Here is a 12111-nt window from a genome sequence, read left to right on the forward strand (position 1 = left end):
CGACCGCTCAGCGCGCCGCAGTCTTGTGAACCGACGATGGAACGACGCCGAAATATTTGCGGAAGACGCGACTGAAGTGCGACGAGCTCGAAAAACCCCATGAGAACGCGACATCGGTGATGGTCTTGCCGCTCTGCGTCTCCAGCTCCTGCCGGCAATGCTGAAGCCGGGCCCGCCAGATGTAGTCGCTGACCGTCATCCCACGATCGCTGAAGACCATGTGAAGGTAGCGCTTGGTGCAACCCAGGGCCGCCGAAATCTGATCGATGCACAGATCGGGATCGCGCAGATGCTCGCGGATGAAGGCTTGAGCGCGGATATAGACCGCCTCGGGTCCCGCACGGTCCAGCATTCGATCGGCTTCGCGCAGCGGCAGCAGCAGCAGATCGATCAGCGACTCGGCGACGCTGGCCGCCGAGTTGGGCGACAGCCGGGTCGCCTCGTCGAACGCGGCATGGGTGACGTCATGAGCAATCCGACCGGTCCCGCTCCGCGCCGACAGCTTGTATGCCGGCATCTTCTCCGACCGGAAGCCCCGCTCCTGCAACAGCTCCTTGGGCACGATGACAACGTCATGGCGCGTCAACGCGGGGCTGATGATCGTGTGCGGCGACGACACATCGTAGGCGAGGCAATCGCCGGGGCCGATCTCGATCTGGCGGCCATCCTGCTCGAAATAGGACGTTCCATAAGTCTGGAACAAGATCTTGATGTAGGGATGTGCCGCCTTTTGCGCACGCGCATAGGAATGCGCAATGCGGTGCTGGCTGGCCTCGATCTGGCAGAGCTTCAGGCGCGACACCGTCGTGAAATTGATGCGCCCCTCGAATGAGGCCCCCTCCAGCGGATCGACATCGAAACGTCCGCACAGGTCGGTCAGTGCATCTGACCAACGCTGGATCTGGCTCTTCGGCGAGAAGCCCGAAGTATTAAGCGAGCGGATCGTATCGGACATGTTTCATCCACCGATTCATGATCGAAACGCAACGGGTCCGCCGCAGGACGGCGAACGAGACTGCAGCAAGATTGCTCCCATTTTAAGGCTGCGGCTCTTTCGCGGCGCACTCGTTCCATAACGCGCCCTGCGTGATCCTCCGCCTTCATCTCTGTAAGGTCAAGGGAAACGTCAACCCTCGGTGGAACCGCGATGCTGCAAATTGATGCTGCGCAGCAAGAGTGGCCCTCATGTTGCGGACCAGCAAAGCAAAATCTCCTTCAAAAACTTCTATTCGCTTCACTCTTGAGCAAGCTCTTTTCTCTTTTGGGCAAGTTTCCCGGTTGGGAAGTGGATAATCAATGATGCCGAAAACGAATACTGGGCCGCGTGATGCGGAACCTCAGTTGAACCCGGGAGGAAAGACGATGCGAAGAGTGCTACTCGCAACATGTCTGACGTCAGTCGCGGCGCTTGCCGCGGGTGGCGCGTGGGCCAGTGAAGAGCTGGTCAAGATGTCGGCCAACCCGAAGGACTGGGTGATGCCGGCGGGAGACTACGCCAATACGCGTTACTCCAAGCTCAACCAGATCACCGCCCAGAACGTCGGCAAGCTGCAGGTCGCGTGGACCTTCTCCACCGGCGTGCTGCGCGGCCATGAAGGCGGACCGCTCATCATCGGCAACCTGATGTATGTGCATACGCCGTTCCCGAACAAGGTGTATGCGCTCGATCTCGCGCAGGACAACAAGATCGTCTGGAAGTACGAGCCCAAGCAGGACCCGAACGTCATTCCGGTGATGTGCTGCGACACGGTCAACCGCGGCGTCGCCTATGGTGACGGCAAGATCTTCCTGCATCAGGCCGACGACAAGCTGGTGGCGATCGACGCCAAGACCGGCCAGCATGTCTGGACCGCCGTCAACGGCGATCCGACCAAGGGCCAGACCGGCACCTCGGCGCCGCTGGTGGTGAAGGACAAGGTCCTGGTCGGCACGTCCGGCGGCGAGTTCGGCGTCCAGTGCAGCATGACCGCTTACGACATCAAGAGCGGCAAGCAGGTCTGGAAGGCCTATTCCGAAGGTCCGGATGACCAGATCCTGTTCGATGCCAACACCACCGCGCTCGGCAAGCCGGTCGGCAAGGACTCGAGCCTGAAGACCTGGCAAGGCGATCAGTGGAAGACCGGTGGCGGCTGCACCTGGGGCTGGATCTCCTACGATCCGCAGCTCGACATGGTCTATTACGGGTCGGGCAATCCCTCGACCTGGAACCCGAAGCAGCGTCCCGGCGACAACAAGTGGTCGATGACGATCTTCGCCCGCCACGCAGACACCGGCGTCGCGAAATGGGTCTATCAGATGACGCCCCACGACGAGTGGGACTATGACGGCGTCAACGAGATGATCCTGTCGGACCAGGCGATCAACGGTCAGCCGCGCAAGCTGCTCACGCACTTCGATCGTAACGGCCTCGGCTATACGCTCGACCGTGCCAGCGGCGAGCTCCTCGTCGCCGAAAAGTTCGACCCGAAGGTGAACTGGACCACCGGCGTCGACATGGACAAGAACTCGCCGACCTACGGCCGTCCGAAGGTTGTCGATCAATACTCGACCGACAAGCAGGGTGAAGACGTCAACACCAAGGGCATCTGCCCGGCGGCGCTCGGCACCAAGGACGAACAGCCGGCCGCATATTCGCCGGACACGCAGCTGTTCTACGTTCCGACCAACCATGTCTGCATGGACTACGAGCCCTTCAAGGTGAGCTACACCGCAGGTCAGCCCTATGTCGGCGCGACGCTGTCGATGTATCCGCCGGCGGGTGAGACCCATATGGGCAACTTCATCGCCTGGGACGGCAAGACCGGCAAGATCGCCTGGTCGAACAAGGAGCCGTTCTCGGTGTGGTCGGGAGCGCTCGCAACGGCCGGCGGCGTGGTGTTCTACGGAACGCTCGAAGGCTACCTCAAGGCGGTCGATGCCAAGACGGGCAAGGAGCTCTACAAGTTCAAGACTCCGTCCGGCATCATCGGCAACGTCACGACCTACGAGGCAGGCGGCAAGCAGTATGTCGCCGTGCTCTCGGGTGTCGGTGGCTGGGCCGGCATCGGTCTCGCGGCGGGCCTGACGGATCCGACCGCCGGTCTCGGTGCGGTCGGCGGCTACGCAGCGCTGAGCAACTACACCGCCCTGGGCGGCGCGCTCACCGTGTTCTCGCTCCCGCAGCAGTGAGCTAGGCACCTGCTTCCGGCGCATGGATCTCGTCCATGCGCCGGTTCGCCTGCCCCAGAAAATTAAGGGAAGACGCCCTTGCGTAGAATCTGTTTTGCGGTCGCCACGGCTCTGATCCTGGCAACCGGCGGGATGACTGTCGCCGAAGATGCCTGGGCGGAAAGTCCGGGAGATCCTGCGGCCGTCAAGTCCGAAGACGGCAAGTACTTCGATAAGGATGGCAATCCGACCTACAAGGTGGGCGCCGACGGATCGGTCGACTGGTACACCTACTCCGGATACCGCCGCTATCATTCCGAATGCCACGTCTGCCACGGGCCCGACGGCATGGGGTCGACTTATGCGCCTGCGCTGAAGGACTCGGTCAAGACCATGAGCTACGGCGATTTCATCGGTGTCATCGCCAGCGGCCGCAAGAATGTCAGCACGTCCCAGGAGAACGTCATGCCGGCCTTCGGCGACAATCCGAACGTGGCCTGCTACATGGACGACCTCTACATCTACCTGCGCGCCCGCGGCAATGACGCGGTGGGACGCGTTCGCCCGGCCAAGCACGAGGACAAACCGCCAGCCTATACGGAAGCGGAGAACTCCTGCATGGGCAAGAAATGACTGACGACGGGGACCGCGCCTGAACAGTTTCCCTGGGCAGCGTCGCGGGCTCAAGAGAATGAAAGAGGAGTTTGAGACATGAAGACGCGCGCCGCGGTCGCTTTCGAAGCCAAGAAGCCGCTGGAGATCGTCGAGGTCGACCTCGAAGGGCCGAAGGCCGGCGAGGTACTGGTCGAGATCAAGGCCACCGGCATCTGCCACACCGATGCCTACACGCTCGACGGTTTCGACAGCGAGGGCATCTTCCCCTCGATCCTCGGCCATGAGGGCGCCGGCATCGTGTGCGAGGTGGGTCCTGGCGTAACCTCGGTCAAGCCCGGCGACCACGTCATTCCGCTCTACACACCGGAATGCCGCCAGTGCAAGAGCTGCCTCAGCCGCAAGACCAATCTCTGCACCGCGATCCGCGCCACGCAGGGCAAGGGCCTGATGCCCGACGGCACGTCGCGCTTCAGCTACAAGGGCCAGGCCATCTACCACTACATGGGCTGCTCGACCTTCTCCAACTTCACCGTGCTGCCGGAGATCGCGGTCGCGAAAATTCGCGAGGACGCGCCCTTCGACAAGAGCTGCTATATCGGCTGCGGCGTCACCACCGGCGTCGGCGCAGTCGTCAATACGGCCAAGGTCACGCCCGGCTCGAACGTCATCGTCTTCGGCCTCGGCGGCATCGGCCTCAACGTGCTCCAGGGCGCGCGGATGGCGGGCGCCGACAAGATCGTCGGCGTCGACGTCAATGACAGCAAGGAGGAATGGGGGCGCCGCTTCGGCATGACCCACTTCGTCAACCCGAAGAAGGTGACCGGCGACATCGTCCAGCATCTGGTTGCGCTGACGGATGGCGGTGCCGACTACACCTTCGACTGCACCGGCAATACCACGGTGATGCGCCAGGCGCTGGAAGCCTGCCATCGCGGCTGGGGCGAATCGATCATCATCGGTGTCGCCGAGGCCGGCAAGGAGATCGCGACCCGCCCGTTCCAGCTCGTCACCGGACGCGTCTGGAAGGGCACGGCGTTCGGCGGCGCGCGCGGGCGCACCGACGTTCCCAAGATCGTCGACTGGTACATGAACGGGAAGATCGAAATCGACCCGATGATCACCCACACGCTCAAGCTCGAAGACATCAACAAGGGCTTCGACCTGATGCATGAGGGCAAATCGATCCGTTCCGTCGTCGTGTTCTGACCCCAAGCACGCAAAACTGAGGAGGATTGCGCCATGACTGTCCACATCCATCCGTCCGTCGATAACGGCGTCAAACAAGGAAGCGGCCATTTCGCCGGCGGCACGCTGGTCTGCAAATGCCACGACCGGCCGGTCAAGGTCGGCATCAAGGGCGATGTCGCGCATAACCACGCGTGCGGCTGCACCAAATGCTGGAAGCCCTCCGGCGCGACCTTCTCGGTCGTTGCAGTGGTGCCGCGGCAGAACGTCACGGTGCTGGAGAACGGCGACAAGCTCAAGATCGTCGATCCCTCCGCCGTCATCCAGCGTTACGCCTGCACCGGCTGCGGCACGCATATGTATGGCCGCATCGAGAACACGGGCCACCCGTTCTACGGCCTCGACTTCATTCACCCCGAGCTGTTCCAGGAGCAGGGTTCGGCCGCGCCGGGCTTTGCGGCCTTCGTCTCGTCGGTGATCGAGTCGGGCGTGAAGCCGGAACAGATGAGCGAGATTCGGGCGCGATTGAAGGAGCTGGGGCTCGAGCCCTATGACTGCCTGTCGCCGGCCCTGATGGATGCGATTGCCACCCACGTGGCGAAAGCAAAGGCGGCCTGACGGCCGCCACGTACCAAGCGTACCAACTGAAGCGTTCCTTCCTGAAGACTTGGTGCCTCGCCTGCCCCACGCTGGCGAGGCATTCTTTTTTTGTCGTCGTTTTGGTCTGGCGGTCGCCATTGTTGTCGGCGCATCGCCCATTGTTCCGCATTTGCATTGCAGCGGGCTGCACGCGCAGCGCTCGTCTGCTCTGACAACACACGCGCCTGTGTAGACCGATGCCTGTCCCGGTCTGCTATCATCAGTCGTTTTCCGACAACTCTCGATTGATCCGGCGCGTGCACGTAAGGACATGTGGTCCCGCGCGCGTCCACCAACGATCAGAACAGCGACCATTGGTCCGACAGAGCGAGGGCGAACATGATCAAGGTGAAAATCAACGGACAGGAGCAGAGCTGGGATGGCGATCCGAGCCTGCCGCTGCTGTGGTATCTGCGCGACGAGCTGGGTTTGACCGGAACGAAATATGGGTGCGGCGCGGCGCTGTGCGGCGCCTGCACCGTGATAGTCGACAAGGAAGCGGCGCGCGCCTGCATCACCGCCGTGTCGGATGTCGCGGGACGGGAGGTCACTACCATCGAAGGTCTGCATCCGACCGGAGATCATCCGGTGCAGAAGGCGTGGCGGCAGGTCAACGTGCCGCAATGCGGCTTCTGCCAGGCCGGGCAGATCATGCAGGCGGCCGCACTCTTGAACGAGAATCCCAAGCCGTCGCATGACCAGATCAGGGATGCGATGGCCGGCAACATCTGCCGCTGCGGCTGCTATCAGCGCATCGAGAATGCGGTCCATCTGGCCTCGACGGGGTGTGATCATGAACATCATCGCAAATCCCGACATCGCAAAGTCCGCGTCTCGCCGCGGCTTCGAGCGGCATCTCAAGGTCGAGAACGTCTCGCGCCGTACCATCCTGCAGACGCTGGGCCTCGCCGGCGGGTTCGTGCTCGCGGCTCCCTTGCTGTCGCGCCCGGCGTTTGCCGCCTATGAAACCGGCGCCGGCAAGATGCCGCACGGCACCGTGGTCGATCCCAAGGTTTTCGTTTCGATCGCCCCCGACGGCATCGTGTCGATCCTCGCCCACCGCTCCGAGATGGGCACGGGCGTGCGTACCAGCCTGCCACTGATCGTGGCGGAGGAAATGGAAGCCGACTGGTCGCGCGTGCGCGTCGTGCAGGCCCCCGGCGACGAGGTGAAGTTCGGCAACCAGGATACCGACGGTTCGCGCAGCACGCGGCACTATCTGCTGCCGATGCGACAGATCGGCGCCATGGCGCGGGCGATGCTCGAAGCCGCGGCGGCCAAGCGCCTCGGCGTGCCGCCGAGCGAAGTGAAAGCCGTCAATCATGAGGTCGTGCACAGCGCCAGCGGCCGTCGCCTCGGCTTCGGCGAGCTCGCGGCCGATGCAGCCAATCTGCCGGTCCCTGCGGTCGACACCGTGCAGCTGAAGTCGCCGAAGGACTTCCGTTATCTCGGCAAGGGCCAGGTCAGTATCGTCGATCTGCACGACATCACCGTCGGCAAGGCGCGCTATGGCGCCGACGTCCGCCTGCCCGGCATGAAATACGCGGTCATCGCCCGGCCGCCGGTGACCGGCGGCAAGGTCAAGTCGTTCGATCCGGCCGAGGCGCTGAAGGTGCCCGGCGTCGAGCAGGTGATCGAGGTCAAGGGCTGGCCCTGGCCGTCGAAGTTCCAGCCGCTTGGCGGCGTCGCCGTGATCGCGCGCAACACCGGCGCTGCGATCAAGGGTCGCGACGTGCTCAAGGTCGAGTGGGACGACGGCGCCAATGCTGCTTACGACTCCGTCGCCTATCGCGCCGAGCTCGAAGCCGCCGCACGCCAGCCGGGTCTCGTCGTGCGCCAGGAGGGCGACGTCGAGGCCGCGCTGAAGTCGGCCGACAAGGTGATCACCGGCGAGTACTACCTGCCGCATTTCGCCCATGCCAGCATGGAGCCGCCGGTCGCGGTCGCCGACGTCAAGGGCGACAAGGCCGAAATCTGGGCGCCTGTGCAGAGCCCCGGCGGCACGCACGAGGATGTCGCCAAGACGCTGCAGATCCCGCCGGAGAACGTGACCGTCAACGTCACCCTGCTCGGCGGCGGGTTCGGGCGGAAGTCCAAATGCGACTTCGCGCTCGAGGCTGCCCTGCTGTCGAAGACGCTGGGCGCGCCGGTCAAGGTGCAGTGGACGCGTGATGACGACCTCCATCACGATTTCCTGCACACTGTGTCGGTGGAGCGCATCGAAGCCGGGCTCGACGAGAGCGGCAAGGTGGTGGCCTGGCGCCACCGCAGCGTCGCGCCGACCATCCTGTCGACCTTCGCGGCGGGCGCCGATCATGCCGCGCCGTTCGAGCTCGGCATGGGCCTCGTCGACATGCCGTTCGAGATCGCCAACATCCAATGTGAGAATCCCGCCGCCAAGGCGATGACCCGCATCGGCTGGTTCCGCTCGGTCTCGAACATCCCACGCGCCTTCGCCGTGCAATCGATGGTCGGCGAGATCGCGCACGCGACCGGACGCGACCAGAAGGACATGCTGCTCGATCTGATCGGCACTCCGCGCGTCCTGAAGCTCGCCTCGGTGAAGGATCTCTGGAACTACGGCGAGCCCTACGAGAGCTACCCGATCGACACCGGCCGGTTGCGCCGCGTCGTCGAGTTCGTGGCCGAGAAGGGCAATTGGGGCCGCTCGGTGCCCAAGGGCCACGGCCTCGGCATCGCCGCGCATCGCAGCTTCGTCAGCTACATCGCCACCATCGTGGAGGTGTCGGTCGACGACAAGGGCAAGCTCGTGGTGCATCAGGTCGACACCGCGATCGACTGCGGCACCTTCGTCAACCCCGAGCGCATCGCCTCGCAGCTCGAAGGCGCCGCGATCATGGGGCTGAGCCTCGCCAAATATGGCGAGATCAGCTTCAAGAACGGCCGGGTGCAGCAGCGCAACTTCGACGACCATCCGGTGGTCCGAATCGACGAGGCACCGCTGGTCACCAACGTGCACATCGTGCCCGTTGATGCCGACACGCCGCCGAGCGGCGTCGGCGAGCCGGGCGTGCCGCCATTCGCGCCGGCGCTCGCCAACGCGATCTTTGCCGCCACCGGCAAGCGCCTGCGGGCGCTGCCGATCGGCAATCAGCTCGCGACCTGAGCTTGCAGCAATCAGCAGATCATCGGCCGGAGCGATCCGGCCGATGATCCCGGCGGAAGAAGCAGGATCAGTCAGCGCCCGTAGCGCACCGAGGCATAGCGGCCGATGACGGCGGACGGCGAGGTCTGCATCACCGCGCTGGAGACCGGCGTCACCGGCACCTTCCGCCTCACCGTGCGCAAGGACATGGACATCACCTGGCCGTTCGCCGAGAACGCCACCCACCTGATGTCGATCGGCCTCGACGAGGATCTCGATGACGCCGCCAAGCAGGCGGTGCGCGAGATGGTCAAGCACGTCTGCGCCCGCACCAACCTGTCGCGCAACCAGGCCTACATGCTGTGCTCGCTGGCCGGCAATCTGCGCGTCACCCAGCTGGTCGACGGCAACAAGGGCATCCACATGCTGCTGCCGAAGGCGTATCTCTGAGCCCTCCTCTACCGGTTGACGAAGCGGTCGTGCGCGGTCAGCACGACCTGGCCGCTCGCATCGACCGCCTGGAAGGTCACATCGGCATCCACAGACTCGGGCATGGTCAGCGTCACCCGCAGCGCCTCCGAGCCGTCCGGCTCGACCTCGATCGCATCCGCCGCCGCATGACCGACGATGGCGAGCGCCGCATCGATGCCGCTGATGCCGAGCTTGAAGCTCTGCACGGCGGACGACTTGTTGAGCAGCTTCACCGTGTAGCCGTTGCGCACCGAGCCATCCGACAGCCGCACCGACATCGGATCGCGATCGTGCTGCACCGACAGCACGGCGGTGGTCTTCGTGACGAACGAAACAGCGATCACGCCGGCCACAGCGACGCAGGCGAGCGCGAGCCCGATCGTCTTCGGCCGCGCCAGCCGTGAGACACGCGGCTCGCCGACACGGCCACGCTCGATGTTGCGCCAGCTCTCGTAGTCGATCAGGCCGCGCGGACGGTCGAGCTTGGCCATCACGCCGTCGCAGGCATCGACGCAGAGGCCGCAATTGATGCAGGCGAAGCTCGGCCCCTGGCGGATGTCGATGCCGATCGGGCAGACCGCGACGCAGGCGCCACAATCGACGCAATCGCCGGCCGGCAACCCCTGCGATCGCGCCTCGGCGGCCTTTTTCGCCGACATCCGGGTCTCGCCGCGATAATCGCGATAGTTCACCGTGAAGGCTTCCGGATCCCAGATCGCGCCCTGCAGACGCGGCCACGGGCACATGAAGGTGCAGACCTGCTCGCGCGCGAAACCGGCGAGGCCATAGGTCGTGCCGGCGAACACCAAGGTCCAGGTCAGCGCGGTCGCCGACATCTCGCCATGGATGAGATCGCGCAGCAACTCCGGCGCGTCGGTGAAGTAGAAGATCAGGGTGCCGCCGGTGCCGAGCGCGATCGCCATCCACAGCGCGTGCTTGGTGGCGATCTGTGCGATGCGCCGCGCCGTCAGCGGCGCGCCGATGTTCTTCAGCCGCTGCCGGCGGTCGCCCTCGACGAGGCGCTCGACGAGGAGGAACAGGTCGGTCCACACCGTCTGCGGACAGGCGAAGCCGCACCACAGGCGGCCGGCCAGCGCGTTGACCAGGACGAGGATGAACGTCGCCAGCAGCATCGCCGCGGTGATGAGATAGAGATCCTGCGGCCAGATCTCGGCGGGGCCAAGGTAGAGCTTTCCGTGGGCGAAATCGAGCAGCACGGCTTGGCTCGGCGCATTCGGCCCGCGGTTCCAGCGCACGAACGGCGTGATGTAGTAGACGGCGAGCGTCAGAACGAGAATCAGCCATTTCAGCCGCCGGATTGGCCCCTTGACGCCCTGCGGAACCACCGGGCCGCCAGCGCTGCGCAACGACCGGGTCGGGCCGCGGGCCTGACCCTGGCCCTCGCTTTGGCCTTGGCCCTGCGCCATGCGCCGCGTCTTGGCGTGATCGATCTCGATGGTGATGGCCACGGCTGCCCTCGTTCGCTCGGCTGATGCAGGGCAACGATAGGCGACGGTGCCCGGTGGCTCTTTGTCGGGCCACAAACTTGCGAACGGCTGGCAGCGCCTGTTTGCGCGGGAACAACGATAGTTCCCGTCCGACAGGCGATGAGAGGCGCGGCGCCGCGAGCGCCACGGCGGCAGTCGCAGCATCCGGAGGGATGGCTGCGGCTGCCGCGCTTGTTGGATAGCGCGCGTAGCGACGCTCGCTGCTCGCCTCTCCCCGCGTGCGGGGAGAAGGAGCGTACCGGCATTGCGGCGGCGACTTCCGTTCCGATCGGCAGCGTTAACATGCTGCGCACGACGTGTGATCCAGCCCTCCACTCAGACGATCTTGATCGACATGTCCGGCAGGCCCTCGAGCTTGCACAAGAGCACGTCGCCCTTGACGACCGGGCCGACATTCTCCGGCGTGCCGGAATAGATGATGTCGCCGGCCTTCAGCTCGAACGCCTCGGACAGTTTCGCGATCTGCTCGGCGACGTTCCAGATCATCTTGGTCAGGTCGGAGTTCTGCCGGACCGTGCCGTTGACCGCGAGCGAGATCGCGCCCTTGGTGAAGTGGCCGACCTTCGCCACCGGATGGATCGGGCCGAGCACAGCGGCATGATCAAAACTCTTGCCGATCTCCCATGGCTTCTTCTCGGCGGCCATGCCGTTCTGCAGGTCACGGCGGGTCATGTCGAGGCCGAGCGCGTAGCCATAGACATGATCGAGCGCGGACTCGGCGGGAATGTTGGTGCCGCCGGATTTCAGCGCCGCGACCAGTTCGACCTCGTGATGATAGTTCTTGGTCAGGGACGGATAGGGATGATCGGCGACCTCGCCGATCGCGACATTCTGGATCGCGTCGGTCGGCTTCTGGAAGAAGAACGGCGGCTCGCGGTTCGGATCGGAGCCGCGCTCGATGGCATGCGCCGCGTAGTTGCGGCCGATGCAGTAGATGCGGCGGACGGGGAACACACCCTGCTCGCCGGCGATCGGAATCGTGGTCGCCGGCACGGCGAAGATCGGCTTCGGCCCGGCCTGGGCCGCGGCAGGGTAAGTGTCCGTCATGATCGCAGCCGCTGCGGCGGCGCTGCCGGCGACGAGAAGATCGCGGCGTGAGGTGTCTGCCATGGGTTTCCTCCTGGGATCAGCCGTTGCGGCCGGCTGATTTGTTGGTGGTGGCGCACCAGCATCGGCGCCCGCTCAACTGATAAGCATATCCAGTATGCCAGCGCCACCATGCGCGCACGCGCCGTCGCTCTCGCAGCGCAACACGCGCCCGAAGCGATGCTCGAGACCCTCGCCGGAAACGGGAGGGCGCAGGGAAGGCCGGACCTCGACTGAGGCCCGTGGCCCGCCTGCGGAAAAAATGCAGGCGGCAGTCACCACAGATCCTATGGGGCGGCGGGTGGTCAAGAAGGGTTAGGATTGGATTTCCGAACCATCCGGCCCTCGGAGGAT

Annotated in this window: 8 protein-coding genes and 2 pseudogenes; 7 read left to right on the forward strand and 3 right to left on the reverse strand. The window is 64.6% G+C overall.

Features of this window, described 5'->3' with window-relative positions; all coding sequences use genetic code 11:
- Positions 1–7 precede the first annotated feature (7 nt).
- On the reverse strand, positions 8–955 hold the full coding sequence (locus tag QX132_RS30130; RefSeq protein WP_315741265.1) for a helix-turn-helix domain-containing protein: 948 nt from the start codon (positions 953–955) through the stop codon (positions 8–10).
- Positions 956–1362: 407 nt separating this feature from the next.
- Between QX132_RS30130 and xoxF5 the strand changes: the two genes are divergently transcribed.
- The 7 genes and pseudogenes from xoxF5 to QX132_RS30165 form a co-directional block, all read left to right on the forward strand.
- Complete coding sequence (gene xoxF5, locus QX132_RS30135; RefSeq protein WP_315796437.1) at positions 1363–3168, forward strand: lanthanide-dependent methanol dehydrogenase XoxF5; 1806 nt, start codon at positions 1363–1365, stop codon at positions 3166–3168.
- Between the two features lie 132 nt (positions 3169–3300).
- Complete coding sequence (locus QX132_RS30140) at positions 3301–3780, forward strand: c-type cytochrome, methanol metabolism-related (protein WP_316163581.1); 480 nt, start codon at positions 3301–3303, stop codon at positions 3778–3780.
- Positions 3781–3858: 78 nt separating this feature from the next.
- Entirely contained in the window at positions 3859–4968 is a 1110-nt protein-coding gene (locus QX132_RS30145) for an S-(hydroxymethyl)glutathione dehydrogenase/class III alcohol dehydrogenase (protein ID WP_315741263.1), read from the forward strand.
- A gap of 33 nt (positions 4969–5001) precedes the next feature.
- Positions 5002–5565, forward strand: coding sequence for an S-(hydroxymethyl)glutathione synthase (gene gfa / locus QX132_RS30150; protein WP_315778581.1), 564 nt, complete (start codon positions 5002–5004; stop codon positions 5563–5565).
- Positions 5566–5925: 360 nt separating this feature from the next.
- A pseudogene (locus QX132_RS30155) lies at positions 5926–6372 on the forward strand ((2Fe-2S)-binding protein); the annotation flags it as partial.
- Between the two features lie 7 nt (positions 6373–6379).
- Complete coding sequence (locus tag QX132_RS30160) at positions 6380–8713, forward strand: xanthine dehydrogenase family protein molybdopterin-binding subunit (RefSeq protein WP_316163582.1); 2334 nt, start codon at positions 6380–6382, stop codon at positions 8711–8713.
- 114 nt (positions 8714–8827) lie between these two features.
- Positions 8828–9142: pseudogene (locus QX132_RS30165) on the forward strand (amidase); the annotation flags it as partial.
- A gap of 8 nt (positions 9143–9150) precedes the next feature.
- On the opposite strand, the gene ccoG reads toward QX132_RS30165, so the two are convergent.
- Positions 9151–10632 carry a cytochrome c oxidase accessory protein CcoG gene (gene ccoG, locus QX132_RS30170; RefSeq protein WP_316163583.1) on the reverse strand — a complete coding sequence of 494 codons (1482 nt, stop codon included), beginning with the start codon at positions 10630–10632 and terminating at the stop codon, positions 9151–9153.
- Positions 10633–10986: 354 nt separating this feature from the next.
- Positions 10987–11781 carry a fumarylacetoacetate hydrolase family protein gene (locus QX132_RS30175; protein ID WP_315811360.1) on the reverse strand — a complete coding sequence of 265 codons (795 nt, stop codon included), beginning with the start codon at positions 11779–11781 and terminating at the stop codon, positions 10987–10989.
- Positions 11782–12111: the final 330 nt, after the last annotated feature.

It is taken from the genome of Bradyrhizobium sp. SZCCHNRI20481, from assembly GCF_032485055.1.
GTDB lineage: Bacteria > Pseudomonadota > Alphaproteobacteria > Rhizobiales > Xanthobacteraceae > Bradyrhizobium.